This window comes from Amycolatopsis sp. NBC_00348, assembly GCF_036114655.1.
Classification (GTDB): domain Bacteria; phylum Actinomycetota; class Actinomycetes; order Mycobacteriales; family Pseudonocardiaceae; genus Amycolatopsis.
In genome coordinates, this window is record NZ_CP107994.1 from 128,568 (window position 1) to 153,338 (window position 24,771).

Genomic DNA, 24,771 nt, shown 5'->3' on the forward strand with positions numbered 1-24,771 from the left:
CCGCATCCAATCATGGGTCCGGGGTGCCGGGCGATGAGGGAACAAGCGTGCGCTCCCCGGTGTTGGCCCGCAGTGTGGGGCCCGCCCACACGCCGACGTCGCCTTCACGTGCACAGGAGTACCCGATGACCACTGCCGAGCAGCCCACGAAGGTCGATTTCTACTTCGACCCGATCTGCCCGTTCGCCTGGATCACCTCGCGCTGGATCCTCGAGGTGGAGAAGCACCGCAACCTGGACCTGACCTTCCGCGTGATGAGCCTCTCCTACCTGAACTCGGGCCGGGACGAGCTGCCGCAGGAGTACAAGGACCTGCTGGCGAAGGGCTGGGGCCCGGTGCGCGTGGCCGTGGCGCTGGCGGAGCTCAAGGGCGAAGAGGTGCTGCGCGACTACTACACCGAGTTCGGCACCCGCTTCCACAACCAGGGCAACAAGGACCGCGACGTGGTCATCAAGGAAGCGCTGGCCGCGATCGGCGCGCCGTCCGAGCTGTACGACGCCGCCGACTCCACGGAGTACGACGACGCGCTGAAGAAGAGCCACCACGAGGGCATGGACCCGGTCGGCATGGACGTCGGCACCCCGACGATCCACATCGACGGCGTGGCGTTCTTCGGCCCGGTGCTCAGCTCGATCCCGCGCGGCGACGACGCGCTGAAGATCTTCGACGGCGCGGTCGCGCTGGCGAGCTACCCGGACTTCTTCGAGCTCAAGCGCACCCGCACGGGCGACCTGAACTTCGACTAAAGCGTCTTGAGGGCGGCCGAGGTGACGTCGGCGGGGTAGCGGGACGCCGCCACGGCCGTCGCCTCGGTCGACTCGCCCCGGCCGACCGCCGCCTTCAGGGCGATCAGCTCGTGCAGGCCGTGGCGGTGGTAGCGGACGAAGTCGGCGTCGACCGGGTCGCCGTGGCCGGGGACGACGACCCGCGGTTCCAGCGCGAGCAGCGTGTCGAGGGTGTCCGGCCACGCGGTCAGGTCCGAGTCGGCGCCGAACGAGAACGCGCTGAAGCCGTGTTCGGCGTTCTCGACGATGTCGCCGGCGAAGACCACTTCCGCGTCCGGCACGTGCACGATGACGTCGTGGTCGGTGTGGGCGCGCCCGGGGTGCAGCAGCACCGCCGTCCGGCCGCCAAGGTCGAGCTCGGTCCGGTCGCTGAACAGGTGGTCGGGCACGACGAACGTCGTCCGCGCGATGGCGTTGGCGATCGCCGCCTTGCCCTCCTCGCGGTAGTAGGCCATCCACTTCTCCCGCGCGCCCTCGGCGTACTCGGTCAGCTCGGCGCGGCAGCCCTCGTGCGCCCAGACCGCGCACGGCAGGAACCGCTCGGTGCCCCAGGTGTGGTCGAAGTGCGCGTGGGTGAACGCGACCGCCCACGGCAGTGCCGTCAGCTGGCGCACGGCCGCCGCCAGCTCGGCGCCCTGGTCCAGGTCGCCCCGGGTGTCGATGACGAGGCAGCGGTCGGCCCCGACGACCAGCCCGACGGTCAGGTCCAGCTCCTCGTACCGCCGCGCGTGCACGCCGTCGGCGACTTCGACCCAGCGACCGGTCATCGCAAGACTCCTTCGTGCAGGACGGGAGCGGCTTCGCTCACGTCGATCTGGGCGGCCAGCGCGACGTCGCCGCCGTGCCCGGCCTCGGTCAGCTCGCGCCCGGACACGCAGTCCGCGATCGCCGCGACGTCCACCGAGCGCGCGGCCAGCGCCGCTTCGGGGGACAGTGTGCGCCCGAACCGGGCCAGCGCGGCGGCGATCGCGCCCGCGCCCACCTGGTCCTCGACGCACGGGCGCAGCGGCCCGAACGTGTCGCCGTGACCGAAGATGTTCACCCCCCAGCGTTCCCCGGCCGCGATGACCCCGACGGGACCGCCCAGCTCGTGCGCCTTCGCGGCCACGGCGGAGGCGTTGCGCAGGCAGCCGGCCAGCACGTGGGCGCCGGTCGACGCGGCGGCGTCGCACAGGGTGGCGCCGTTCGGCGACGGCAGCGCGAGCAGCGTGCCGGGCGGGATGTCCGTCACCGACGACGGCCGCAGGGTGAACGTGCCCTCGCCGGCGATGACGGCGCCCGCGGCCCGCGCGAGCGCGAGCCCGCGTTCGTCGCGCCACCGCACGGGCAGCACCCGGCCGCCGCGGCCGACCACGAGATCCGTGGTGGTGCTGAAGGAAAGCACGTCGACGACCACCAGCACGGCGCATTCCCGGCCGAGCGCGGCCACGCCTTCGGCGCCCCAGTCGAGCCTGACGTCGTGTCCCGACTGCTCCCAGATCCCCACCCCCGGAGCATGCCGGAAACCGGCCGTGATGGCAGACTCCCAGCCGTGCGTGTCTACTTGGGATCCGACCATGCCGGCTTCGAGCTGAAGAACCACCTGGTGGCTCACCTGGAGAAGCAGGGCCACGAGGTCACCGACATCGGCCCGCGGGTCTACGACGCGGCCGACGACTACCCGGCCTACTGCGTCGAGACGGCGCTGCGCGTCGTGGCCGACGAGGGCAGCCGCGGCATCGTCGTCGGCGGCTCCGGCAACGGCGAGCAGATCGCCGCGAACAAGGTGCCCGGCGCCCGCGCCGGCCTGGCCTGGAGCGTCGAGACGGCCAAGCTGTGCCGCGAGCACAACCACGCCCAGCTGATCGGCGTCGGCGCCCGGATGCACACCGCCGAGCAGGCCACCGAGATCGTCGAGGCCTTCCTCGCGACGGAGGTCTCGCCCGAGGAGCGGCACGCTCGCCGCGTGCAGCAGCTGCTGGACTACGAGCGCACCGGCACCCCACCGGCCCTGCCGGAGGCCTGATGCCCGAGGGGCACACGCTCCACCGGCTGGCCCGGCTGCACAAGCGCCGCTACGCCGGTGCCCCGGTCGAGGTGAGCAGCCCGCAGGGCCGCTTCGCCGCCGAAGCGTCCCGTTTGGACGGTCGGGTGCTCGTCGGCGCCGAGGCGCACGGCAAGCACCTGTTCCACGACTACGGGCCGCACGGGATCGTCCACGTCCACCTCGGCCTGATCGGCATCTTCGGCGAGGGCGAGCTGCCCGCGCCGCCGCCGGTGGGCCAGGTCCGGATGCGCCTGGTCGGCCGGACACAGTGGACGGACCTGCGCGGCCCCAACACGTGCGAGCTGCTGGACCCGGCCCAGGCCGACGCGATCAAGGCGCGCCTCGGGCCCGACCCGCTGCGCCGCGACGCGAAGCCGGACAAGGCCTGGGCGCGGATCTCGAAGTCGAAGGTCTCGGTCGCCTCGCTGCTGATGGACCAGGCGGTGCTGGCCGGGGTCGGCAACGTCTACCGCGCCGAAGTCCTGTTCCGCCACGGCGTCGCGCCGCTGACGCCGGGCCGCGCGCTGGACCGCGCGCTGTGGGACGACATGTGGGCCGACCTGGTGACGCTGATGCGCGACGGCGTCCGTGTCGGCCGCATCGACACGGTCCGCCCGGAGCACCTCCCGGAGGCGATGGGCCGCGCCGCGCGCGTCGACCGCCACGGCGGCGAGGTGTATGTCTACCGCCGCGCGGGCGAGCCGTGCCTGGTGTGCGGGACGCCGGTGGAGACGTCGTCGCTGGTCGGGCGGAACCTCTACTGGTGCCCGACCTGCCAGCCGGCCTGACTCAGAGCCGCTTGCCGAAGGCCTTCGCGAACGTGTGCACGTCGCCCGGCCAGCGGGCCGAGACGTAGTTGCCGTCCTCGACGACGAACGCCGGACGGTCGTCGTCGAGCCGGTCGCGGGCCCGGCCGCTCGCCTTCACGCGGTCGGTCGTGTCCAGGAAGTCCGCCGGCCGCGCCAGCGCGCGGGTGACCTCCTGCTGCACCGACATGTACCCCTCGGGCTGCCCCGGTTCCTCGAGGTAGGTGCGGTAGTAGCCCGGGTCCCAGAACCGGGTCCGGCGCGCGAGCCGCCAGGCCGTCCGCTCCAGCGGCCAGGTCAGCGCCGTCGTCGTGCGGCCGTGCAGCACCGAACGGCCGGTGGCCGGGTCGACGCTGCGCGCGGCGAGCAGGACACCGTGGCAGATCGCGCCGACCGGCAGGTCGCGGCGGAAGGCGTCGGCGACCACGCCCTGCAGCACGGGGCTTTCGAGGTACTCGCGCATGCCGCGGGCCCGGTGCCCGCCGGGCAGGAGCACGCCGTCGACGTCGTCGAGCTTGATGTCGTCCCAGCGGATCGGGGTGCGCCACGCGGGATCCGCGAGCAGCGCGCGGTGGGCGTCACGCGCGGCCGCGTCGGCGCGCAGCACGCGGCCGAGCGCGGTGAGCTTCTTCAGGCCCGGCACCCGGCTCCACAGGTCGAGGCCTTCGCCGGTGACCATCAGCTCGTCACAGGTGGCCTGCGTGCCGCCGGGTGTCGCGAAGACGACCGTGTGGTCCCGGCTCAGCACCGCCCGGCTGACGGCCACTTCGGACGGGTCCGAGTCCCGGGCCGGGACGGGGATCAGCACTCTCGCCACGGCATCCTCCTGAAGTCGTCCAGGAGGATGCCAGCCGGTGCTCAGAAGTCGAAACCGCCCCCGTCGAAGCCACCGCCGTCAAAGCCGCCGCCGTCGAAACCGCCGCCGCCCCAGTCACCGCCGCCGCCGTCACCGCCGCCGAAGTCGCCTCCGCCGTCGCCACCACCATCGCCGCCGCCGTCACCGCCGCCGGAGTCGAGGGCGTCCTGCTGGCCGGCGTCGTAGCCCGACTCCCAGGCCCCGGCGCTGGCGATGCCGCCCATGCCGGAGAACATCGCGCTGAACAGGAACATCGATCCGAGGCCCCAGGCGCCGGCGACGAGCGCGGGCTTCCACCACGGCTCGCTGTACCAGCCCTGCGGCACCGGCCGGCCGGCCACGCGGCCGCCGGGGTAGTAGTACGGCGTGTCCTGGCCGGCGTCCGGGGAGGCGGCGTAGTGCTGGCCCTCGACGTCGACGTCGCGGCGCTCGGTCACCTTGCCGGCGCGCTCGCGCTCGGCCTCCTCCGGCAGCTGCGGGCCCGGGTCCATGCCCATCGCGACCCGCGCGGCGCGGACGTAGTAGAGGCCTTCGACGGCGGTGTCCTTGACCAGCCGGGCCTGCTCGATGGTGCGGACCTGCTCCATCTGCGAGCCGGCCGCGTTGTAGCGCTCGCTCGCGTCGGCCATCGCCTGCTGCGACGCGGTGTCCGTGCCGTTGAGGTTGAGGACCTGGCCGCCGAGCCGCTCGACGAGGCGCCGGGCGTCGGCCTTGGCGTCGTCGAGTTCCCGCTGCCGGGCCGCGGCGCGCTGCCGCGAGAAATACAGGCCGCCACCGACGATCACGACGACGAGCACGATCAGGAAGATCGCGGTGCCCATGGACCACTCCCAGAAGCTCGGTGCCCGGTGACCGGAAGTCACCTTGTGATTCGGACAACGCGGACGTTGCGCGGAGGGTTCCCGGGTAGTGATCCGGCCCACCGTCAGGCCTGGCCGAAGAAACTAGAACACGTTATAGTTCCGCGGTATGAAGTTCACCCTGTCGATCGCGATGAACCCGCTTGATCAGCTGGGCGAGCTGGCCCGGGCCGCGGAAGAGGCCGGCTTCGCCGCCATCGCCCTGCCGGACTCGCTCTTCTACGCCGAGACGGTCTCCACAGACTATCCCTACACCCCCGACGGCAGCCGGTTCTGGACCGCCGAAACGCCCTGGGTGGACCCGCTGGTCGCGACCGCCGCCATGGGCGCGGTCACCAGCCGCATCGAGTTCTACACGTCGGTGCTGAAGCTGGGCTCGCGCAACCCGGTGCTGCTGGCGCGTCAGGTCGGCTCGGCGTCGGTGCTCACCGGCGGCCGGTTCGGGCTCGGCCTCGGCGTCGGCTGGCTGCCGCAGGAGTTCGAGTACTGCGGGGTGCCGTTCGAGCGGCGCGGCAAGCGGGTCGACGAGGCCATCGACGTGCTCCGGCTGATCCTCGACGGCGGCATGGTCGAGTACCACGGCGAGTTCTACGACTTCGACAAGCTGCAGATGAGCCCGGCGCCGCCGTCGCGCGTGCCGTTCTACATCGGCGGCCACACCGACGTCGCGCTGCGGCGCGCGGCCCGCGTCGCCGACGGCTGGTCTTCGGCGATGATGAAGCTCGAGGAGCTGCGCGAGACCATCGCCCGGCTGAAGGAGCTGCTGGCCGAGCGCGGCCGCGCCGACGACCCGTTCGAGTACCAGGCCGTCTGCATCGACAAGTTCGGCCTCGACGGTTACCGCGAGCAGGGCGAGGCGGGTGTCACCGACATCATCACGATGCCGTGGGTGTTCGACGGCGTCGGCTTCGACGCCCCGGTCGAGCCGAAGCTGGAGTCGATCCGCAAGTTCGGGGCCGAGATCATCGACAAGTTCGGGGAGTGACGGCGATGGGCGTGCAGGTCAGCTGGGACACGGAGAAGGAGCAGCCGCCGGCGCGGCGCGCGGCCCTGGCGTCGATGACGGCGGTGACGGCGGGCGACAAGGACGCGTGGCTGGCGCTGTTCGCCGCCGACGGCGTCGTCGAGGACCCGGTCGGGCCGTCGATGTTCGACGAGACGGGCAAGGGGCACCACGGCCACGACGGCATCAGTGCCTTCTGGGACAAGACGATCGGCAACGTCGAGCGCTTCGAGTTCGTCATCCGCGACTCCCACGCGGCGGGCGCCGAGGTGGCGAACGTCGGCACGATCACGACGTACCTCCCCGGCGGCTACCGCGTCGACACGGACGGCGTGTTCGTCTACCGCGTCGGCGACGACGGCCTGATCACGTCGATGCGCGCGTTCTGGGAGACCGAACGCGCGATGGCCACGGCCCGGCAGGTCACGGAGTAGCTTCTCCGGGACCCGCGCCGGCCCGGTGCGTGTCCCGGACCTGTCGCACCTCAGCGGCGGGACCGGCTGTCGTAGGCCTCCCGGGCCGCTTCGACCTTGCCGAGGTTGCCCGACCACTCCGAAAGGCTCGCGAACAGCGGCCCGAGACTGCGGCCCAGCTCGCTGATCTCGTACTCCACCCGCGGCGGGACCTCGGCGTGGTAGGTCCGCACGACGAGGCCGTCGCGCTCCAGCTGCCGCAGCCGCTGGGTGAGCACCTTCGGCGTGATCGTGCCGATGCGGCGTTCCAGCTCGACGAACCGCTGCCGCCCGTATTCCTTCAGCGACCACAGGATCGGCGTCGTCCAGCGGCTGAAGACGATGTCGACCACCGGTGCGATCGGGCAGGCCAGCTCGGGTGTGGTTCCGGTCACTTTCGGGGCCTCCAGCCATTACTTTCTTCTAGGTACCTACTATACGTCGGAATGTAGCGTCCTCCGCATGATCACAGTCATGGGAGCGACGGGGAACGTCGGACGGCCGCTGGTGCGAGCGCTGGCCGCGGCCGGTGAACAGGTGACGGCGGTATCCCGCCGAGAGACGGCGGACGTGCCGGACGGCGTGCGCGTGGTGCCCGTCGTCGAGTCCGCTTTGGACGGTGCCGAGGCGCTGTTCCTGATGGTGCCGGGCGGTTTCGCGCCCGTGGACGACGTGCTGACCGCGGCAGGCGCGGCCGGCGTCGAGCGGGTGGTGCTGCTGTCGTCCCAGGGCGTCGCGACGGGCCGGCACCCGGCGGTGCTGGAAGACTCCGTCCGGGCCTCGGGTCTGAAGTGGACGATGCTGCGCCCGGGCGGGTTCGCGTCGAACGCCTTGCAGTGGGCGGAAAGCGTGCGGACGTCCCGGCAGGTGGTGGCGCCGTTCGGCGACGTCGCGTTGCCGGTGGTGGACCCGGAGGACATCGCCGCGGTGGCCGCTTCGGTGTTGCTGTCCGGACGTTCCGGCGACGTCTACGAGCTGACGGGCCCGGCGCCGATCACCCCTCGCGAGCAGGCGGCGGCGATCGGCGAGGCGTTGGGCGAGCCGGTGCGTTTCGTGCCGCGGACCCGCGAGGAGGCACGCGCGGCGATGCTCGGCTTCATGCCGCCGGAGGTCGCCGACGTGACGCTGGGCATCCTGGGCGCGCCGACCCCGCAGGAGCAGCGCGTCAGCCCGGACGTCTCGCGGGTGCTGGGCCGCCCACCGCGTCCGTTCACCGAGTGGGCCGCGCGCAACGCGGCGGCGTTCAAGTGACGGCACTGTCCTATCAGGACACGGGAACCGGCGCCCCACTGGTGTTCCTGCACGGCAACCCGACGTCGTCGTACCTGTGGCGCAACGTGATGCCGTCCCTGCCGGGCCGCCGTCTGGCGCCGGACCTGATCGGCATGGGCGCCTCGGCGCGCCCGGACATCGAGTACACGTTCGCCGACCACGCCCGCTACCTGGACGCCTGGTTCGACGAACTGGTCCTGGAGGACGTCGTCCTGATCGGCCACGACTGGGGCGGCGCCCTGGCCGCGGACTGGGCGTTGCGGCACCCAGAGCGTGTCCGCGGTCTGGCGTTCACCGAGGCGATCCTGAAGCCGATGACGTGGGAGGAGTTCCCGCCGGCGGGCGCGGAGGTGTTCCGGGCGATCAAGACGTCGACGGATCTGTCGGGCTTCTTCACCGGACTCCCGCCGGAGTACCGGACCACGCACGACGTTCCGCTGCTGCGCTGGGCGCGTTCCCTGCCCCTGGGCGGCGAGCCGGCCTCGGTGGTGTCGCGCATCGAGGCGTTCGGCACCTGGCTGGCGGCGACGCCGGAGATCCCGAAGCTCCTGATCACGTTCGAACCGGGCCACGACACGATGCTGACACCGTCGATGATCGACTGGTGCCGGGACAACTTCGCGTCGCTGGAAGTGGTGCATCACCCCGTCGTCGCCGGTCACCACACGCCGGAAGAGCAGCCGGAGCTGATCGCGAAGTCGTTGCTGGCGTGGCTGCCGGGCTAGCAGGTGCGATCCCGGGACGTGCCGTTCGGCGCGAACTCCAGCCGGACGTCGCCGGAGGCGGGCAGCAGGATCGCCGTGCCGTCCGCGCGGTTCCACTGCCGGGGGAGCAGCATCGACGTCCCGCCGGACTGCTGGACGAGCACGAGCCCGTCGTAGCGGAACCGGTACTGGGCGTCGGGCGCGCAGGGCGTCACCTTCACCCCGCGCGCCCGGAGGCCGAGGTCCTTGCCGCTGAACACGACGGTGTCGGCCATCGTCGGCAGGGCGACCTCGTACTCGTACGCGCGGCGTTCGCCGAGCGCGGACGAGTAGTCCGTCACCGACCAGAACGCGCCGATGGTGACGAGCACGAAGGTGAAGGTCCACTGCACGACGGCCGCGGTCGGCGACCCGCGGCGGCCGGTGCGGGCCTGGTGCAGGCGGTCGGCGAGCGGGAAGAACAGGAACCCCACGGCGATGCACAACCCCGGCAGCCCGGCGAACCGGTAGAGCAGGGCGGGCTCGGCGAGGCCGGTCAGGCCCACGACGACCAGCACGATCCCGGCGACGGCGAGCACGGGCACGGCCCGCCGCAGCAGCGTCTGCCACGCCCGCGGCGACAGCCGGGTTTCGAGCAGGCGATGGGCCCAGAGGGTGGCGAGCCCGACGGCGGCGACGGCGGTGATCGGCACGGTCATCCCGTCGCTCGCGCGGATCAGGTAGTCGGCGACCGACAGCCCGAGCACCGAGTAGTGCACGCCGAACCACCCGTAGAACGCGTTGGCGTGCTGGGTACCGAAGTAGAACAGCAGCGCGGTCAGCACGGTGGTGGGCGCGAGAATGGAGCTGAAGACCTTCAAGGCCCGCGACGGCGCGTCACGCGTGACGCCGGATTCCCGCGGCCGCCCGGCCACGCGCCGCGCGGTCAAGCGGGATCGCAGAGGTTGTTGACGACCCAGGTCACGGTGCCGCCTTCGGCCAGCGGGTCGGGTATCTCGTTGCGGCCGACCCAGCAGTCCTCGTCCGCGTGCCCCAGGCTCGGCTCTTCGCGGAAGGCGTTGTGGACGCAGACGTCGTGCGCGGGACAGACCCGGCGGTAGAAGTCGTCGACGGAGAAGTTGGTGAAGGAGGTCCCGATCTGCTGTTCGAGACTGCGCCGGTCAGCGGAACCGAGCACCCAGCGATCCGGCGGCTTGGGCGGCTCGGGCGGCTTCTCCGTGACAGCGGCGGTGGTCGTGTCCGCGGCCTTACTCGATCTCGGAGTGGTCGTCAGCGGCGCGACGCTCCGGCTGGTCGTACCGCTGGAGCTGGTCAACCCCAGCGCGCTGGTGCTGGGCGCCTGCAGAGTGGACGCGGCGGAGGTCACGACACCGCTGCTGCTGCCGCCGGAGGCGGACGGCGCCGCCGGCTCCGGGACACGCCCACAGGCCACGACCAGAACGGCCGCGACAGCCAGCACGACACCGGCACGGGTCGGCCTGTTCATCGGACATCACCTCTCCGTGAGGGGAAGTCGCGAGAAAGCGAAGAAATACAACAAGATCGACGCAGGATGGGCCGATCGCCTCAACACATTGGGCCTCAGTGCAGCAGGGCCTGCCACACGCGCTTGTGTTCCAGGTTCGGTGGAAGGTCGTACTCGTCCTTGAACCACGCGATGAATTCGGGCGACGTCTCGTTCATGAAGTCAGCGAGCTCGCGAACGGCGGCGCAGGCACGCCAGACATCGGGAAAGTCCTTGTTCAGCCTGAGGAATTCATCATCGTCGTAGAGGTAACCGTCGTCCACCGCGCGCAGGGCGTCGCCATGGCGATCTGGATCGTCGAGGTACTGCGGCCACAGCATTTGCTGGTTCTTCGCATCGAACCAGATCGCGTCTTCCAGTACGCCAGAAAACTTGCGCAGTGTGTCCCTGACTGTATCCAGGAGGGCATGGAAGTGAGCTGACTCCTCTTCGGGAAGAGCGGCTTCCCGCGCCTCTTCCAGGGTCTTCGCCTCGAGTAGCTTGTCGAACGCTTCCTGAAGTCTCTGTCGGTCCGCCTCCGAGGCCGCGAGCTGGTTTTTGACCGCGCGGAAATCGTCGGGATCCACGACGGCCGGAGTCTTGAGTGTCTCCGCATGGACGGAGACCCTTTCGAGCCACCTTTCGAGGTGTTGGCCCCAGGTGGTGGCCTTCGGGCGGACTCCGGTCATTTCGACGACCCGGTCGTGCAGGGCGTTGAGGGTCGTGCGGTCGTCCAGGTGTCCGACCTTCACCGATCCCAGGACCCCTTTGAGGTCGGTGTGGGCCATGCCCGGCGTCAAGACAGGGAGGAGCGCGTCCGTCCGGACCCAGGCCGCGCCCAGCTCGGCGATGCAATAGGGCCTCGTCTGGTAGGTCGGCGAGATGACTGCGATGACGAGGTCGGCTTCGCCAACCTTGTCCCGGACGCTGCTGGCCACGTCTTTGCCCGGCTCGATCCCGGTGTCGGCCCCGGAGGAGTAGAAGATCCGCTCGATCGGCAGAGCGCACCCCAGCCTGAGGATCTGCTCCACGAACGCGGTGACGAACTCCTCGTCGGCGTAGGCGTGGCTGACGAAGACGCCGGGCATGGTGAGTCCTCCCTGTCCACGAGGCCTCAGCCGTAAGTCGGGATGACAGGATTTGAACCTGCGACCCTTCGCTCCCAAAGCGAATGCGCTACCAAGCTGCGCCACATCCCGGTCCCACCCCCAGGGGGGTGTGCGATCAGCCTAGCGGGTCACGCTAAGCTGACCTCGCACCCGGGTACCTCGGGGGCACGCGGGTGTAGCTCAATGGTAGAGCCCTAGTCTTCCAAACTAGCTACGCGGGTTCGATTCCCGTCACCCGCTCCAACGGCCGAGGCGGCGTCCGCCTCGAGCTTGGCGGCTATCACGTCCAGCAGTTTGTCCGTGTCCACCGGCTTGGTGATGTAGTCGTCCGCGCCGCTGGCCAGCGTCCTCGCCCGGTCCTCCGCGGTGGCCTTCGCGGTCACCGCGATCACCGGGAGGTCGGCGTTGGCCGCTTCCGCTCGGATGGCCGCGATCGTCGCGTTGCCGTCCAGTTCCGGCATCATCACGTCCATCAGGACCAGGGCCGTGTCCTCGTTGCGCTCCAGGGCGCGGATGCCGTCGACGCCCGTCTCGGCGTAGACGACCTCCAGGCCCGCCTGCTCCAGCACCGCGGCCAGGGCGAAGACGTTCCTCAAATCGTCGTCGACGATCAGGACCTTTTCGCCCTGGAAGCGCTTCGGGGCGATGTCGGGGGCGGCCACCAGGACCGTGCTCGGGACCGGGGGCAGCCTGGGTGACGACAGCGCCGTCACGGCCGGGTCGACCAGGTTCGACGCCGCCACCGGGAGGTACAGGGTGAACGTCGAACCCTTGCCCGGCTCGCTGACCACGCGCAGCTCGCCGCCGAGCAGCTCCGTGAGCTGCTGGCTGATGTTCAGGCCCAGGCCGGTGCCGCCGTACTTGCGGCTCGTGGTGCCGTCCGCCTGGCGGAACGCCTCGAAGATGACCGCCAGCTTCTCCTCGGGGATGCCGATGCCGGTGTCCTCGACGGCGAACGCGATGATGCCCGGCGCGTTCCGCAGCGCCTCCTGCTCGACCTCCGCCGGGTCGGCCGCGCGGATGTGCAGGCGGACGCTGCCCTCGTCGGTGAACTTGGCCGCGTTCGAGAGCAGGTTGCGCAGGATCTGCTGGAGCCGGTGCTCGTCGGTGTGGACGCTGCCCGGCACCGGCGGGTCGATGTGGACGGCGAACTCCAGGCCCTTGTCGGCCGTGAGCGGCCGGCACAGCGACTCGACGTAGTCCACCAGCTCCGGCAGCGTGATGTCCGACATCTGCATGTCGAGCCGGCCGGCCTCGACCTTGGCCAGGTCGAGGATGTCGTTGATCAGCTGCTGCAGGTCGGAGCCCGCCGCGTAGATCGTGCGGGCGAACTGGATCTGCTTCTCGGTGAGGTTGCCCTCGGGGTTCTCCGACAGCAGCTTCGCCAGGATCAACGCGCTGTTCAACGGCGTCCGCAGCTCGTGCGACATGTTCGCCATGAACTCGGTCTTGTACTGCGACGCGACCGTCAGCTGCCCGGCGCGTTCCTCCAGCTCCTGGCGGGCCTGCTCGATCTCGCTGTTCTTGACCTCGATGTCGCGGTTCTGCTGGGCGAGCAGCGCGGCCTTCTCGGCCAGCTCGGTGTTGGACCGCCGCAGCTCGCCCTGCTGGGCCTGCAGCTGCTCGGACCGGGCCCGCAGCTCCTGCGCCAGCCGCTGCGACTCGGTGAGCAGCGCCTCGGTGCGGGAGTTCGACAGGATCGTGTTGACGTTGACGCCGATCGTGTGCCGCAGCTGCTCCAGCAGGTCCTGGTGGACGGTGCTGAACTCGTTGACCGAGGCCAGCTCCAGCACCCCGAGCACCTCGCCCTGGAACAGCACCGGCAGCACGATCAGGTTGACCGGCGACGCCGAGCCGAGCCCGGACGACACCAGCGCGTACTCCGGCGGCGCGTTGTGGACCAGGATAGTGCGGTGGTCGACGGCGGCCTGGCCGATCAGCGACTCGCCGATCGCGAACCGCAGGCCGGCGCGGGACTGGGCGAGACCGTAGGCGGCGATGCACTCCAGCACCGTGCCGTCGCGGTCGTCGTCGCGGGCCAGGAAGAACGCGCCCTGCTGGGCGCGCACCAGCGGCGCCAGCTCGGACAGGATGAGCGCGCCGACCGACGCGAGGTCGCGGTGCCCCTGCATCCGGCCGGACAGCTGGGCGAGGTTCGTCTTCAGCCAGTCCTGCTCGGTGTTGGTCCGCGTCGTCTCCTTGAGGTTCGCGATCATCTGGTTGATGTTGTCCTTGAGGTCGGCGACCTCCCCGGACGCGTCGACCGTGATGTGCCGGGTCAGGTCGCCCGCCGTCACCGCGGTGGCGACCTGCGCGATCGCGCGGACCTGCGTGGTCAGGTTCCCGGCCAGCTGGTTCACGCTCTCGGTGAGCCGCTGCCAGGTGCCGGACACGCCGTCGACCTCGGCCTGGCCGCCCAGCTGGCCCTCGGTGCCGACTTCGCGCGCCACGCGCGTGACCTCGGAGGCGAACGCCGAGAGCTGGTCGACCATCGTGTTCATGGTCGTCTTCAGCTCGAGGATCTCGCCGCGGGCGTCGACGTCGATCTTCTTCGTCAGGTCGCCCCGCGCGACGGCGGTGGTGACCTGCGAGATGTTCCGCACCTGGCTGGTCAGGTTGTGGGCCATGAAGTTGACGTTCTCGGTCAGGTCCTTCCAGGTCCCGGCCACGCCGGGGACCCGCGCCTGGCCGCCGAGGATGCCTTCGGTGCCGACTTCGCGCGAGACGCGCGTGACCTCGTCGGCGAACGCGCGCAGCGTCTCGACCATGCCGTTGAGCGTCTCGGCCAGCGCCGCGACCTCGCCCTGGGCGACGATCGAGATCTTCTTCGACAGGTCGCCGTTGGCCACGCCGGTCGCCACCGTGGCGATGCTGCGCACCTGGTCGGTCAGGTTGGTGGCCATGACGTTGACGTTGTCGGTGAGGTCCTTCCACGTGCCCGCGACGCCGCGGACCGTCGCCTGGCCGCCGAGCTTGCCTTCGGTACCGACCTCGCGCGCCACGCGGGTGACCTCGTCGGCGAACGCCGAGAGCTGGTCGACCATCGTGTTCAGCGTCGTCTTGAGTTCGAGGATCTCGCCGCGCGCGTCGACCGAGATCTTCTGCGTCAGGTCGCCCTTCGCGACGGCCGACGTCACCGTGGCGATGTTGCGGACCTGGTCGGTCAGGTTGTTCGCCATGAAGTTGACGTTGTCGGTGAGGTCCTTCCAGGTGCCGGCGACGCCGGGCACGGTGGCCTGGCCGCCGAGCTTGCCTTCGGTGCCGACCTCGCGTGCGACGCGGGTGACCTCGTCGGCGAACGCGGAGAGCTGGTCGACCATCGTGTTGAGCGTGGTCTTGAGTTCCAGGATCTCGCCGCGGGCGTCGACCGCGATCTTCTGCGTCAGGTCGCCGCGCGCGACGGCCGTCGCGACCTGGGCGATGTTGCGGACCTGGGTGGTCAGGTTGTTCGCCATGAAGTTCACCGAGCCGGTGAGGTCGCGCCAGGTGCCGGCGACGCCGGGGACCTGCGCCTGCCCGCCCAGCTGACCCTCGGTGCCCACCTCGCGGGCCACCCGGGTGACTTCGTCGGCGAAGGCGGAGAGCTGGTCCACCATGGTGTTCATGGTCGTCTTGAGCTCGAGGATCTCGCCGCGGGCGTCGACGGTGATCTTCTGCGTCAGGTCGCCCTTCGCCACGGCCGTGGTCACGTGGGAGATGTTGCGGACCTGGTCGGTCAGGTTGTCGGCCATCCCGTTGACCGAGTCGGTGAGGCTGCGCCACGTCCCGGCCGCGCCGGCCACCTCGGCCTGCCCGCCGAGCTTGCCCTCGCTGCCGACCTCGCGCGCGACGCGGGTGACCTCCCCGGCGAACGCCGAGAGCTGGTCGACCATCGTGTTGAGCGTGTTCTTCAGCTGCAGGATCTCGCCGCGGGCGTCGACGTCGATCTTCTTCGTCAGGTCGCCGGTGGCCACCGCCGTCGCCACCTGGGAGATCCCGCGGACCTGGTCGGTCAGGTTGTCGGCCATCAGGTTGACCGAGTCGGTGAGGTCGCGCCACGTGCCGGCGACGCCCGGCACCTGGGCCTGGCCGCCGAGCTTGCCGTCGGAGCCGACCTCGCGGGAGACGCGGGTGACCTCGTCGGCGAACGAGGAGAGCTGGTCGACCATCGTGTTGATGGTGTTCTTGAGCTCGAGGATCTCGCCGCGGGCGTCGACGTTGATCTTCTGGGTCAGGTCGCCGCGCGCGACGGCCGTGGTGACCTGCGCGATGTTGCGGACCTGCTCGGTGAGGTTGTCGGCCATGAAGTTGACGGAGTCGGTCAGGTCGCGCCAGGTCCCGGACACGCCCGGCACGACCGCCTGGCCGCCGAGGCGGCCCTCACCCGCGATCTCGCGGGAGAGCCGCGTCACCTCGACGGCGAAGCGCGTCAGCTGCGCGATGAGGCCGTTGACCGTCTTCGCCAGGGTCGCGTACGCGCCCTGCAGCGGGCGGCCGTCGAGGGTGAGGGTCATCGGCTGGGAGAGGTCGCCGTCGGCGACGCCGCCGAGCACGCGCTCCAGCTCGATGGCCGGGCGCGTGAGGTCTTCGACGAGGCCGTTGACGGCGTCGACGGCGGTGTTCCAGCCGCCGGGGCCGACCTCGGTCTCGAGCCGTTCGAGCAGTCTGCCTTCCTGGCCGACCGCCGTGCGCACCCGCAGCAGCTCGCTCACGAGCCGCTGGTTGCGCTCGGCGATGTCGTTGAAGGCGACGGCGAGCTGCGCCGAGACGCCGTCGCCGTGCGGCACGAGCCGCCGCCGGAAGTTGCCGTCCCCGAGATCCCGCACCGCCACGAGCAGCCGCTCCAGCGCCGCCGCTTCGCCCTGGGATTCCGTTGTCATGTGTGCCGACCCTCTCCACCACGCATGCGCCAGCCATGGTCGTCGACCCAGCGTGCCATGATTCGCCCTACACTTCGAGCCAGTCCGCCCGCTCACGCGGTAGCCGTGCGATAGCAGTCCGGAGGCAGGAGGTCCGTGCATGGTGTCACGTCCGGCTCCGGCGTCGGCAGCCCTGCCGCCGATGGCCGGCGGTGACGCGCCGCCGGGGTTCGACGCCTTCGGCCGGGCCGTTCTCGAGGACGTGCGGGACGCCGTGTTCCTGCAGGACGCCGCGGGTGTGCTGCGCTGGGCGAACCCCGCCGCGCGGACGCTGACGGGCGACATCGAGCCGAAGCTGCACCCCGTCGCCGAGACCTCGGGGCACGTCGAAGTGACGGGCCACCGCCACCCCGCGCGCGTCCGGGCCCTGCCCGGCGGCTGGCACGCCTGGACCGTCGCCGGCCCCGAAGGGGAGAGCGTCTCCCCGCGGCGGCACGTGGGCGACTTCCTGGCCGGCGCCGGGCCCCGGCTGGCGGCCGCACGCGGCCGCCACGGCACCGCTCGCGTGATCGCCGAGCTGGCCGCGGCCGCGCTCGCCGAGACCGTGTTCGTCCTGCTGCCCACCACCCGCGGCCGGTGGGAGTGGTGGAGCTGCGAGCCCCCGGCCGCGCACGGCCACGGCCGGATCCGGCGGGTGCCGCCCCAGGTCGCGCCGGTGCTGGCGGCGACGTTCGGCGCCACCGGGCGGCCGCAGCCGGTCCCGGTGCCCGCGGCCGAGGTCGCCACGCTGCCGTCGATCGTCGCGGACCGGTTCGCCGACCACACCGAGGTCACCGCCGTCTCGCTGGGCCCGAGCGCGAGCGCCGGGGTCACCGGCGCGCTGCTGCTGGGCCGCCGCGCGGACCCGGAGTTCGGCGGCGAGCAGGACCGCGCGGTCGTCGAGTTCGCCAAGGCGGCCGGCACGGCGCTGGCCAACGCGCAGCGCTACGCCCGGCAGGAGGAGGCGACGCGCGGCCTGGAGACCACGCTGCGCCCGATCGACCCGCCGGAGCTGGCCGGCACCCGCTTCGAGACCTGGTACGAGCCGGCCGGCGGGGTGCTCGCGGTCGGCGGCGACTTCTACGACGTCCTCCCGCACGACGACGGCAGCGCGTTCCTGGTGCTCGGCGACATCTGCGGCAAGGGCGCCGAGGCCGCGGCGCTGACCGGGCGGGTCCGGCACGCGCTGACCGCGCTCGCCATGGTCGAGCGCGACGGCCGGACGTTGCTGCGGCTGCTCAACGAGCTGCTCATCGCCGGCGGCAGCAGCCGGTTCGCCACCCTCGTGCTCGGCACGGCCACCCCGACGGACGAGGGCGTCGACCTGACGCTGGCCTCCGGCGGGCACCCGGCGCCGCTGATCGTGCGCCACGCGGGCGGCGTCGAAGAGGTCACCGTCCCGGGCACGCTGGTCGGCATCTCGCCGCAGGCGCGGTTCGCCGAAGCGACGGTGCGGCTGGGGCCGGGCGACATGTGCCTGCTCTACACCGACGGCATCACCGAGGCCCGCAACCGGCACGACCCGTCGGAGCTGTTCGGCGACGACCGGCTGCGCGCGGTGCTGACGGCCGCGGCCGGGCAGCCGGCCCGCGAGGTCGTCCGGCAGCTGCGCCAGGCCGTGCGCGACTGGCTCGGCAGCTCCGCCCACGACGACATCGCCGTGCTGGCCGTGGAGTGCGCGGACTGATCGTCTGCTTGCCGGCCTGCCGCGTTTGCCGGCCGCCGGAGCGGGTAATTCCGATCCATGGCGAATGCACTTGAAGGCCGCCGGGTCGCGATCCTGGCCGCGGACGGCGTCGAACAGGTCGAGCTGGAGCAGCCGCGCCAGGCCGTGCTGGACGAAGGCGCGACCGTGCAGCTCGTGTCCGTGGACACCGGTGAGATCCAGGCGATGAACGGCGACATCGACAAGGGCGACACGTTCGCCGTCGACCGCAAGGTTTCCGACGTGGCGATCGGCGACTTCGACGCACTGCTGCTGCCGGGCGGCACGATGAATCCCGACAACCTGCGGGTGAACCCCGAGGCGGTGAAGTTCGTGGGCGACTTCGTGCGCGCGGGCAAGCCGGTCGGCGTGATCTGCCACGGTCCGTGGACGCTCGTCGAGGCGGATGTCGTGCGTGGCCGCACCTTGACGTCGTACCCGAGCATCCGGACCGATCTGCGTAACGCGGGGGCCACCGTCGTCGACGAAGAAGTGGTCGTGGACAACGGCCTGGTCTCCAGCCGCAACCCGGACGACCTGCCGGCGTTCTGCGCCGCGGTCGTGCGGGAGTTCGCGGGCTGACGGCCGTCCTCTGTGGACATTCACCCGGCCGTGTCCTTAAGTCCCGCTTAAATATGTTGGCTTTCGGCGTTCCGGCGGAGGACGCTGAGGGGGTGGCCAGGACCGCCCGAGAGGAGGTGGACGCAATGACAGTGAACGCGAGGCGCTACGGCCGTTGGTGCCGTGAACACTTCGACGTGGTCGCCGCCGAGCGCGTTCCCGCGCCCCGGGCCGCCGACGCCGCCGAGGCCCTCCCGCAGCCGGAGTCGGCGCCGGTCGAGACCGTCGCCGAACAACCGCAGCAGAGCTGAGTCTCCCGCACGCGAAAGGGCCCCCGGATCACGATCCGGGGGCCCTTTCTTGCAGCGGAGCAGCGAGCCGCGTGGTCAGCGGTAGCTGCGGCGGCGGTACCAGACCCGCCTCGGGCCGGGGGCGCCGATGCGGGTGATGACGTCCGTCAGCACCGCGCCGATGACCAGCCAGATGACCGCGGCCAGGCCGTCGTTGCAGAAGACCCGGAACTTCTCGGAGTCCGGCGTGAAGAGGTCGCGCAGGCCCAGGGAGACGCCGGCCGACCATTCGGAGATGAGGTGCGCGAAGCCGTTCGCCGCGTTCGCCTCGCCGAAGACCAGCACGATGTGCACGGCCAGGACCAGCGCGAACACCGCGCACACGAGGTGGATGAGCGCGTTGACCGTGCGCACGATCCGGAGGCGGGCGGGGGTTCGCTCCACGACTTCTTCGGTGGCGGCGGGTTCGTACCGCGGATCGTAGGGCTGCTCCGGGGGAGGGGGATACGGCATCGTCGGCGCCGTCCTTTCGACAGTCCTCTGTGGACGGATCTGGGGCGTGCGGTGCCAGGAAGAGGTACCCGATGCCGGGGCGGGCAAACCCGGTGTTCCGTAAACTTCCGAAACATGGGGCGTGATAGGGTACTTTGCGGAAATCGAGGAGGGTCATGGCGCAGGAGGTCTACTCCGTCGAGCAGGTCGCGACGCAGCTCGGGCTGCACGTCCGGACCGTCCGGAACTACGTGCGGGACGGGCGGCTGAAGGCGGTCCGGATCGGCAAGCAGTACCGGATCACCGCGGCCGACCTCGCGGCCTTCACCGGGCTCCCGGCCGCCGCGCCGGCGTCCGCCAAGAAGGCGGACCTCTCGGGCGTGGTCGAGATCGAGGATGTCGACCGGGCGACGGCGGACCGGATCGCCACCCTGGTCCACGCGTCGCTGCAGGGACCGCAGTCGCTGCGCGTCGAAACGATCTACGACAAGGAGAAGTCCGTCCTGAAGCTCATCGTGCTCGGCGACCTCGCGGCCGGCGCGGACCTGCTGCGGATGGTCGCGGGGTTCGTCGAAGGCCTGGGCTGAGCCGGGCGGCTGAACCTCGCCCCGGGTGGGCAACCCGGGCCGCCACGGCACGTCCAGGTGATCATGAGACTCCTCCGGCGTACGGCACTGACGCTGTCCGTCCTCACCGCCCTGGCCGTCCCCGCCTCGCCCGCTTCCGCGGAAACCGTTGTCCCGAAAGGGTTCCAGCCCGCGTCGACCAGCTGGACCGGCCCGGACACCGGCTACGTCCTCGGCTACTCGCCCTGCGCGAAGTCGTGGTGCCCGGCGCTGCTGGGCACGACCGACGCCGGGCGGCACTGGCGGCGCCTCGGCGCGCCCTCGATGCCGCTGCCGGACAACCACAACCACGTCGCGCTGACGTTCGTCACCGACCGCGTCGCCTACGTGAGCGACGGCGTGCACGTGCGGACGACGCGGGACGGCGGCGCGAGCTGGCACCCGGTCGGTCTCGTCGACGCGCGGGAACCCTTCTACGTCTCGAAGATCACCGAAACCGGCGGCCGCGTGTTCGCCGTGCTCAGCACGTACGGCGAGGGCCGCGGCTCGACGCGGCTGTACTCGGCGGCCGCCGGCTCGCCGGTGCTGGTCCCGATGCCGGGCTTCGCGGTCACCGGCGACATCACCTACGGCGACGTCGCCGTCGGCGGCGGCCTGCAGGTGGCGCTCGGCGCGAACTACGGCGACGAGAAGTACTGGACCTCGCGCGACGGCGTCCGCTTCACCCCGGCCGCGCCGCCGTGCCCGACGGGGACGGTCGCGTCGCTCGCCGGCGTCCGGGACAAGCAGGTCGTGGCGTTGTGCAGCAGCAGTCCCGGCTCGCCCCAGCCGGGCTCGACGGAACGGAGCGTGCGGCACGCGGCGCGCCTGGGCGGGACGTTCAGCGGCACCGACGCGGCCCCGGTCGTCGGGATCACGCAGGGCTTCGGCGCGGCGTCACCGGCGTCCGCGACGATCGCGGCGGAGGGCGGCGGCGTCGGCTTCCTGCACCGCACGACGGACGGCGGGCGCACCTGGACGACGACCGTCCTCTCGGAACGCGGGCTCAGTCTGACCGATCTGGACTTCCCGGGCCGCGGCACCGGGGTGGTCGTCGACGGCCAGCCCGACGCGGCCGACGGCTCCGCTGTGTACCGGTCCACGGACGGCGGAACGTCGTGGCACGAACTCCTGTTCGGCTGATTGTGCCTGGCAGGCAAGGCCCTTGCGCGGTTCACTTGATGAACGCCATGTCGTAGTCTGAGCACTGTCCGTTGCCGGACACGGTGGCCGAGCCCGGGGCAGGGGCTCGTCCGCCGCTCGACGAGGGAGAGTCGATGACGCCTGGGGACCTGCGGTCCGGGGCCGAGGGAGGCGCAGCCGCCCTCGATTTCAGCAAGGCGAGCTTGGCCCGGCTGTCCGACGCGTTGCTCGGCGGGCACGACCACTACGAAGTCGACCGCGAAGCGATGCGGCGGCTCCTGGCGATCGCGCCCGGCGCGCGCACGATGGCGAAGGAACACCGCGACTGGCTGGTCCGCGCGGTGCGGTTCCTGGCCGGAAAGCGTGGCCTCGACCAGTTCCTGGACCTGGGCTCGGGCATGCCGACCGCGGAGAACACCCACCAGGTGGCCCAGAGATACAACCCCGACGCGCAGGTGGTGTACGTCGACATCGACCCGGTCGTGCAGGTGCACGGGCGCGCTTTGCTGGAGGAGAACTACCTCACCCACGTCACGGGCGCGGACCTGACGAAGCCGGCGGAAACCCTCGCCGACCCGGTCGTCCGGGAACACCTGGACTTCTCCCGGCCGGTGGCGCTGATCCTGACGTCGATCGTGCACCACATCGACGACTACGACCGGGCGAAGAAGATCGTCTCGGAGTACGTCGCGGCGCTCGCGCCCGGGTCGTACCTGCTGCTCACGCACAACTTCGACCCGGAAGAGGACTCGCCGCGCCAGGAACTGGCGCGGTTGCTGGAGACCAGTTTCCAGGGCACCGGGCTGGGCAGCGTCCACCGGTCGCGGGAGCAGATCGCGTCGTTCTTCGACGGCCTCGAACCGCTCCGGCCGGGATTGGTCTACCTGCACGAATGGTGGCCGGACGGCCCGCGCATCCACCCGTTGAGCGAATTGAACTTCCTGACGCTGGGCGGAGTCGCCCGCAAGCTGTGACCGAGCCCGGCACTTTCACGTGAAAGTGCCGGGCTCGGGGTGAAAAGATCAGGCGGCGTTGAAGGTGTCCGGGTCCGGACCGGTGCGCTCGTCGCGGTTCAGCGGCGTCAGCGACTCCACTTCCTCCTCCGTGAGGGTGAACTCGAACAGGTCAAAGTTTTCCTGGATCCGTGACGGAGTAACGGACTTCGGGATCACCACGTTGCCCAGCTGCAGGTGCCAGCGCAGCACGATCTGCGCGGGCGTGCGGCTGTGCTTGACCGCCAGTTCCGCGACGATCGGGTCGCCCAGCAGCGAGCCGCCCTTGGCGAGCGGGCTCCACGCTTCGGTCGCGATGCCGTGCTTCGCGTCGAACTCGCGGACCTCCCGCTGCTGCAGGTACGGGTGCAGCTCGACCTGGTTGAGCGCCGGGGCGACCTCGGCGTGCTCGAGCAGCCGCTCGAGGTGCGCGGGCTGGAAGTTGGACACGCCGATCGCGCGGACGCGGCCGTCGGCGTGGAGCTTCTCGAACGCCTTCCAGGTGTCGAGGTACTTGTCGCGCTCGGGCGTCGGCCAGTGGATCAGGTACAGGTCCAGCTGCTCCAGCCCGAGTTTCTCCATGCTGACGTCGAACGCCTCGAGCGTCGCGTCGTAGCCCTGGGCGGAGTTCCACAGCTTGGTGGTGATGAACAGCTCGTCCCGGGCGACGCCGGACTCGGCGAGGGCCTGGCCGACGCCGGCCTCGTTGCCGTAGACGGCGGCGGTGTCGATGCTGCGGTATCCCGCTTCGAGCGCGGCCTGCACCGCGGCCTTGGTCTCGGCGTCCGGGACCTGGAAGACGCCGAAGCCGAGCTGCGGCATCCGGACGCCGTTGTTGAGTTCGATCACGGGCACGCTGGTCACGAAGGTTCCTTTCGGTGGGTGGTTCATCGGGCGGGTACCCGTTCCCCGGAGTCGAAACTAACCCGGGTCTTGCGGTCGAGCAGGCCGGAGACGAGCGCCACGGCCAGGCCGGTCGCGGCGAGCAGGGCGCCGATCCAGCTGGGGGCGGTGTAGCCGAGGCCGGCCTCGATGGCCTGGCCGCCGAGCCACGCGCCGCCGGCGTTGCCGAGGTTGAACGCGGCGATGTTCGCCGCCGAGGCCAGCGCCGGGGCGCCTTCGGCCTTGGCCATGACGCGGGCCTGCAGCGGCGGCACGGTCGCGAAGCCGGCCGCGCCGAACACCACGATCGTGATGGCCGCCGGCACCTGCGCGTGGGCGGTGAACACGAACGCCGTGAGCACCAGGGCCAGCGCGGCGAGGATGACGTACAGGCTGGGCATCAGCTTGCGGTCCGCGGCCTTGCCGCCGAGCAGGTTGCCGGCGAACAGGCCGGCGCCGAAGAGCACGAGCAGCCAGGTGACGGCGCCGCTGGAGAAGCCGGCGACCTCGGTCATCATCGGCGCGATGTAGGTGAAGGACGCGAACACCCCGGCGAAGCCGAGGGTCGTCGTCAGCAGCGCGAGCCACACCTGCGGGCGCCGGAACACGGCGAGTTCGCCGCGCAGGCCCGCGCCCGGAGCGGGCCGCTGGTGCGGCACGAGCGCCAGGATGCCGATCGCGCCGGCCACGCCCAGGGCGCTGACCACCCAGAACGTCGAGCGCCAGCCGAAGGCCTGGCCGAGCGCGGTGCCGGCGGGCACGCCGAGGACGTTCGCCACGGTCAGGCCGGTGAACATCAGCGCGATGGCGCCGGCCTGCTTGGCCGGGGCGACGAGCGAGGCGGCGACGACCGAGCCGACGCCGAAGAACGCGCCGTGCGCCAGGGCGGCGACCACCCGGCCGGTCATCAGCAGGCCGTAGCTCGGGGCCAGCGCCGAGAGCACGTTCCCCGCGATGAACAGGCCCATCAGCGCGACGAGCACGGTCTTGCGCGGCACCCGCGAGGCGAGCGCGGTGAGCACGGGAGCACCGACGACGACGCCGAGCGCGTAGCCCGAGATGAGCAGGCCGGCGGCAGGGATCGAGACCCCGAAGTCGCCCGCGACCTCGGGCAGCAGGCCCATGATCACGAACTCGGTGGTGCCGATCCCGAAAGCGCTGATCGCCAGTGCGAGCAGAGCGGCGGGCATGGACTTCCTTCTTCCCCGGGTAGAGTGGTCAGCAGCGTCGGCAACTACGAGCGTCCGAGATAGTTGCAGACGCCGTATATTGCACAAGCTTGATGGTGCAGCGTGCAACGGTGTGCGCGCAAGCCGGGGAGAGGTGAACCGTGTCACTGGACGACGACGCCGTCGAAGCGCGCGCGCAGGGCTGGCGGACGCTGGCCGCGCTGCACGCGCGGATCGAGGACCGGCTGCAGCGCGCCCTCGAACGCGACCACGAGCTTTCGGTGAGCGAGTACACGGTGCTCGACGTCCTCGGCCGCCAGGACGGCTTCCACCTCCGGATGAACCAGCTCGCCAACGCCGTGGTGCTCAGCCAGTCCGCGACGACGCGCCTGGTCACCCGGCTGGAGGACCGCGGGCTGCTGGCCCGCTACCTCTGCGCGGACGACCGCCGCGGGATCTACACCGAGGTGACGCCGGCGGGGCGGGAGCTGCTGACGGCGGCCCGTCCGACCCACGACACCGCGCTGGCCGAAGCCCTCGCCGAAGCCGAAGCGCTGCCGGAACTCGCGCCGCTCGTGGGCGCCCTCGGCACACTCACGTTCCCCGGCGCCCGCACCGCCTGACGCTTTCAGAAAGTTTCGTCGGTCCGCCCGACAATTGTGCAAGCCGAATGGCGGA

The 24,771-nt window shown here is 71.2% G+C and carries 26 protein-coding genes and 2 tRNA genes; 15 read left to right on the forward strand and 13 right to left on the reverse strand.

What is annotated here, in order from left to right; translation table 11 throughout:
- Positions 1-125: 125 nt before the first annotated feature.
- Complete coding sequence (locus OHS58_RS00505) at positions 126-746, forward strand: mycothiol-dependent nitroreductase Rv2466c family protein (RefSeq protein ID WP_326959251.1); 621 nt, start codon at positions 126-128, stop codon at positions 744-746.
- On the opposite strand, the gene OHS58_RS00510 is transcribed toward OHS58_RS00505, so the two are convergent.
- Both OHS58_RS00510 and OHS58_RS00515 read right to left on the reverse strand, forming a co-directional pair.
- Positions 743-1,552: an MBL fold metallo-hydrolase gene (locus OHS58_RS00510; protein ID WP_328646780.1), complete on the reverse strand. Its 810-nt coding sequence runs from the start codon at positions 1,550-1,552 to the stop codon at positions 743-745. The two genes, OHS58_RS00505 and OHS58_RS00510, sit on opposite strands and share 4 nt — an antisense overlap.
- Entirely contained in the window at positions 1,549-2,271 is a 723-nt protein-coding gene (locus OHS58_RS00515; RefSeq protein ID WP_442875509.1) for a 2-phosphosulfolactate phosphatase, read from the reverse strand. The genes OHS58_RS00510 and OHS58_RS00515 overlap by 4 nt, the downstream gene beginning before the upstream one ends.
- Before the next feature lie 45 nt (positions 2,272-2,316).
- Between OHS58_RS00515 and OHS58_RS00520 the strand changes: the two genes are divergently transcribed.
- Both OHS58_RS00520 and OHS58_RS00525 read left to right on the forward strand, forming a co-directional pair.
- Positions 2,317-2,790 (forward strand): ribose-5-phosphate isomerase, encoded by a 474-nt coding sequence (locus OHS58_RS00520; RefSeq protein ID WP_247055431.1) that lies wholly within the window; start codon positions 2,317-2,319, stop codon positions 2,788-2,790.
- On the forward strand, positions 2,790-3,599 hold the full coding sequence (locus OHS58_RS00525) for an Fpg/Nei family DNA glycosylase (protein ID WP_328646781.1): 810 nt from the start codon (positions 2,790-2,792) through the stop codon (positions 3,597-3,599). Before OHS58_RS00520 ends, OHS58_RS00525 begins: the two co-directional genes overlap by 1 nt.
- Before the next feature lies 1 nt (position 3,600).
- Here the strand turns inward: OHS58_RS00525 and OHS58_RS00530 are convergent, their stop codons facing one another.
- The gene (locus OHS58_RS00530) at positions 3,601-4,434 is read right to left on the reverse strand and encodes a DJ-1/PfpI family protein (protein ID WP_328646782.1); all 834 of its coding nucleotides are present in this window, start codon (positions 4,432-4,434) and stop codon (positions 3,601-3,603) included.
- Positions 4,435-4,475: 41 nt separating this feature from the next.
- Complete coding sequence (locus OHS58_RS00535) at positions 4,476-5,294, reverse strand: hypothetical protein (protein ID WP_328646783.1); 819 nt, start codon at positions 5,292-5,294, stop codon at positions 4,476-4,478.
- Between the two features lie 148 nt (positions 5,295-5,442).
- Between OHS58_RS00535 and OHS58_RS00540 the strand changes: the two genes are divergently transcribed.
- Positions 5,443-6,318: a TIGR03619 family F420-dependent LLM class oxidoreductase gene (locus OHS58_RS00540; protein ID WP_247055421.1), complete on the forward strand. Its 876-nt coding sequence runs from the start codon at positions 5,443-5,445 to the stop codon at positions 6,316-6,318.
- Between the two features lie 5 nt (positions 6,319-6,323).
- Positions 6,324-6,770, forward strand: coding sequence for a nuclear transport factor 2 family protein (locus OHS58_RS00545; RefSeq protein ID WP_326959260.1), 447 nt, complete (start codon positions 6,324-6,326; stop codon positions 6,768-6,770).
- A gap of 50 nt (positions 6,771-6,820) precedes the next feature.
- Here OHS58_RS00545 and OHS58_RS00550 read toward each other — a convergent pair whose 3' ends face one another.
- Positions 6,821-7,183, reverse strand: coding sequence for a winged helix-turn-helix transcriptional regulator (locus OHS58_RS00550; protein ID WP_247055416.1), 363 nt, complete (start codon positions 7,181-7,183; stop codon positions 6,821-6,823).
- 67 nt (positions 7,184-7,250) lie between these two features.
- Between OHS58_RS00550 and OHS58_RS00555 the strand changes: the two genes are divergently transcribed.
- Together OHS58_RS00555 and OHS58_RS00560 are read left to right on the forward strand one after the other, a co-directional pair.
- Entirely contained in the window at positions 7,251-8,039 is a 789-nt protein-coding gene (locus tag OHS58_RS00555; protein WP_328646784.1) for an NAD(P)H-binding protein, read from the forward strand.
- On the forward strand, positions 8,036-8,785 hold the full coding sequence (locus OHS58_RS00560) for an alpha/beta fold hydrolase (RefSeq protein ID WP_328646785.1): 750 nt from the start codon (positions 8,036-8,038) through the stop codon (positions 8,783-8,785). Before OHS58_RS00555 ends, OHS58_RS00560 begins: the two co-directional genes overlap by 4 nt.
- Here the strand turns inward: OHS58_RS00560 and OHS58_RS00565 are convergent.
- The 4 genes from OHS58_RS00565 to OHS58_RS00580 all read right to left on the reverse strand — a co-directional run bounded on the left by OHS58_RS00565 (position 8,782) and on the right by OHS58_RS00580 (position 11,467).
- Positions 8,782-9,693: a hypothetical protein gene (locus tag OHS58_RS00565; RefSeq protein WP_328646786.1), complete on the reverse strand. Its 912-nt coding sequence runs from the start codon at positions 9,691-9,693 to the stop codon at positions 8,782-8,784. The genes OHS58_RS00560 and OHS58_RS00565 overlap by 4 nt on opposite strands.
- Positions 9,690-10,250: a hypothetical protein gene (locus tag OHS58_RS00570; protein ID WP_328646787.1), complete on the reverse strand. Its 561-nt coding sequence runs from the start codon at positions 10,248-10,250 to the stop codon at positions 9,690-9,692. Before OHS58_RS00570 ends, OHS58_RS00565 begins: the two co-directional genes overlap by 4 nt.
- Before the next feature lie 95 nt (positions 10,251-10,345).
- Positions 10,346-11,356: a toll/interleukin-1 receptor domain-containing protein gene (locus OHS58_RS00575; RefSeq protein WP_328646788.1), complete on the reverse strand. Its 1,011-nt coding sequence runs from the start codon at positions 11,354-11,356 to the stop codon at positions 10,346-10,348.
- Positions 11,357-11,393: 37 nt separating this feature from the next.
- Positions 11,394-11,467, reverse strand: a tRNA-Pro gene (locus OHS58_RS00580).
- 79 nt (positions 11,468-11,546) lie between these two features.
- Here OHS58_RS00580 and OHS58_RS00585 point away from each other — a divergent pair.
- Positions 11,547-11,620 (forward strand) — tRNA-Gly (locus OHS58_RS00585).
- Here the strand turns inward: OHS58_RS00585 and OHS58_RS00590 are convergent.
- Entirely contained in the window at positions 11,572-16,236 is a 4,665-nt protein-coding gene (locus OHS58_RS00590; protein WP_326951617.1) for a HAMP domain-containing protein, read from the reverse strand. The two genes, OHS58_RS00585 and OHS58_RS00590, sit on opposite strands and share 49 nt — an antisense overlap.
- Before the next feature lie 139 nt (positions 16,237-16,375).
- On the opposite strand from OHS58_RS00590, the gene OHS58_RS00595 reads away from it, so the two are divergent.
- From OHS58_RS00595 to OHS58_RS00605, 3 genes are all read left to right on the forward strand, one after another.
- Positions 16,376-17,941: a SpoIIE family protein phosphatase gene (locus OHS58_RS00595; protein WP_326943427.1), complete on the forward strand. Its 1,566-nt coding sequence runs from the start codon at positions 16,376-16,378 to the stop codon at positions 17,939-17,941.
- Between the two features lie 57 nt (positions 17,942-17,998).
- Positions 17,999-18,541: a type 1 glutamine amidotransferase domain-containing protein gene (locus OHS58_RS00600; RefSeq protein WP_326943426.1), complete on the forward strand. Its 543-nt coding sequence runs from the start codon at positions 17,999-18,001 to the stop codon at positions 18,539-18,541.
- Positions 18,542-18,666: 125 nt separating this feature from the next.
- A complete protein-coding gene (locus OHS58_RS00605) occupies positions 18,667-18,831 on the forward strand; it encodes a hypothetical protein (protein ID WP_247055399.1) in 165 nt (54 codons plus the stop codon).
- Between the two features lie 75 nt (positions 18,832-18,906).
- Here the strand turns inward: OHS58_RS00605 and OHS58_RS00610 are convergent, their stop codons facing one another.
- Complete coding sequence (locus tag OHS58_RS00610) at positions 18,907-19,323, reverse strand: hypothetical protein (protein WP_247055397.1); 417 nt, start codon at positions 19,321-19,323, stop codon at positions 18,907-18,909.
- Positions 19,324-19,478: 155 nt separating this feature from the next.
- Between OHS58_RS00610 and OHS58_RS00615 the strand changes: the two genes are divergently transcribed.
- From OHS58_RS00615 to OHS58_RS00625, 3 genes are all read left to right on the forward strand, one after another.
- Positions 19,479-19,889 carry a helix-turn-helix domain-containing protein gene (locus OHS58_RS00615; protein ID WP_326959289.1) on the forward strand — a complete coding sequence of 137 codons (411 nt, stop codon included), beginning with the start codon at positions 19,479-19,481 and terminating at the stop codon, positions 19,887-19,889.
- 63 nt (positions 19,890-19,952) lie between these two features.
- The gene (locus tag OHS58_RS00620; protein WP_326959291.1) at positions 19,953-21,050 is read left to right on the forward strand and encodes a sialidase family protein; all 1,098 of its coding nucleotides are present in this window, start codon (positions 19,953-19,955) and stop codon (positions 21,048-21,050) included.
- Between the two features lie 134 nt (positions 21,051-21,184).
- Entirely contained in the window at positions 21,185-22,024 is an 840-nt protein-coding gene (locus OHS58_RS00625; RefSeq protein WP_247055391.1) for an SAM-dependent methyltransferase, read from the forward strand.
- 48 nt (positions 22,025-22,072) lie between these two features.
- Here the strand turns inward: OHS58_RS00625 and OHS58_RS00630 are convergent, their stop codons facing one another.
- Both OHS58_RS00630 and OHS58_RS00635 read right to left on the reverse strand, forming a co-directional pair.
- Positions 22,073-22,906, reverse strand: a complete 834-nt coding sequence (locus OHS58_RS00630; RefSeq protein WP_326943422.1) for an aldo/keto reductase — start codon at positions 22,904-22,906, stop codon at positions 22,073-22,075.
- Positions 22,907-22,929: 23 nt separating this feature from the next.
- Complete coding sequence (locus OHS58_RS00635) at positions 22,930-24,114, reverse strand: MFS transporter (RefSeq protein ID WP_328646789.1); 1,185 nt, start codon at positions 24,112-24,114, stop codon at positions 22,930-22,932.
- Positions 24,115-24,254: 140 nt separating this feature from the next.
- Here OHS58_RS00635 and OHS58_RS00640 point away from each other — a divergent pair, with 140 nt between their 5' ends.
- A complete protein-coding gene (locus OHS58_RS00640; RefSeq protein ID WP_328646790.1) occupies positions 24,255-24,716 on the forward strand; it encodes a MarR family winged helix-turn-helix transcriptional regulator in 462 nt (153 codons plus the stop codon).
- The last annotated feature ends 55 nt before the right edge of the window (positions 24,717-24,771 follow it).

What these genes read in the sequence shown, in the direction of transcription:
- OHS58_RS00505 (WP_326959251.1), top strand. Translation starts at nt 126, where the DNA reads ATGACCACTGCCGAGCAGCCCACGAAGGTCGATTTCTACTTCGACCCG.
- OHS58_RS00510 (WP_328646780.1), bottom strand. Translation starts at nt 1,552, where the DNA reads ATGACCGGTCGCTGGGTCGAAGTCGCCGACGGCGTGCACGCGCGGCGG.
- OHS58_RS00525 (WP_328646781.1), top strand. Translation starts at nt 2,790, where the DNA reads ATGCCCGAGGGGCACACGCTCCACCGGCTGGCCCGGCTGCACAAGCGC.
- OHS58_RS00535 (WP_328646783.1), bottom strand. Translation starts at nt 5,294, where the DNA reads ATGGGCACCGCGATCTTCCTGATCGTGCTCGTCGTCGTGATCGTCGGT.
- OHS58_RS00540 (WP_247055421.1), top strand. Translation starts at nt 5,443, where the DNA reads ATGAAGTTCACCCTGTCGATCGCGATGAACCCGCTTGATCAGCTGGGC.
- OHS58_RS00545 (WP_326959260.1), top strand. Translation starts at nt 6,324, where the DNA reads ATGGGCGTGCAGGTCAGCTGGGACACGGAGAAGGAGCAGCCGCCGGCG.
- OHS58_RS00555 (WP_328646784.1), top strand. Translation starts at nt 7,251, where the DNA reads ATGATCACAGTCATGGGAGCGACGGGGAACGTCGGACGGCCGCTGGTG.
- OHS58_RS00570 (WP_328646787.1), bottom strand. Translation starts at nt 10,250, where the DNA reads ATGAACAGGCCGACCCGTGCCGGTGTCGTGCTGGCTGTCGCGGCCGTT.
- OHS58_RS00575 (WP_328646788.1), bottom strand. Translation starts at nt 11,356, where the DNA reads ATGCCCGGCGTCTTCGTCAGCCACGCCTACGCCGACGAGGAGTTCGTC.
- OHS58_RS00590 (WP_326951617.1), bottom strand. Translation starts at nt 16,236, where the DNA reads ATGACAACGGAATCCCAGGGCGAAGCGGCGGCGCTGGAGCGGCTGCTC.
- OHS58_RS00595 (WP_326943427.1), top strand. Translation starts at nt 16,376, where the DNA reads ATGGTGTCACGTCCGGCTCCGGCGTCGGCAGCCCTGCCGCCGATGGCC.
- OHS58_RS00600 (WP_326943426.1), top strand. Translation starts at nt 17,999, where the DNA reads ATGGCGAATGCACTTGAAGGCCGCCGGGTCGCGATCCTGGCCGCGGAC.
- OHS58_RS00605 (WP_247055399.1), top strand. Translation starts at nt 18,667, where the DNA reads ATGACAGTGAACGCGAGGCGCTACGGCCGTTGGTGCCGTGAACACTTC.
- OHS58_RS00610 (WP_247055397.1), bottom strand. Translation starts at nt 19,323, where the DNA reads ATGCCGTATCCCCCTCCCCCGGAGCAGCCCTACGATCCGCGGTACGAA.
- OHS58_RS00615 (WP_326959289.1), top strand. Translation starts at nt 19,479, where the DNA reads ATGGCGCAGGAGGTCTACTCCGTCGAGCAGGTCGCGACGCAGCTCGGG.
- OHS58_RS00620 (WP_326959291.1), top strand. Translation starts at nt 19,953, where the DNA reads ATGAGACTCCTCCGGCGTACGGCACTGACGCTGTCCGTCCTCACCGCC.
- OHS58_RS00625 (WP_247055391.1), top strand. Translation starts at nt 21,185, where the DNA reads ATGACGCCTGGGGACCTGCGGTCCGGGGCCGAGGGAGGCGCAGCCGCC.
- OHS58_RS00635 (WP_328646789.1), bottom strand. Translation starts at nt 24,114, where the DNA reads ATGCCCGCCGCTCTGCTCGCACTGGCGATCAGCGCTTTCGGGATCGGC.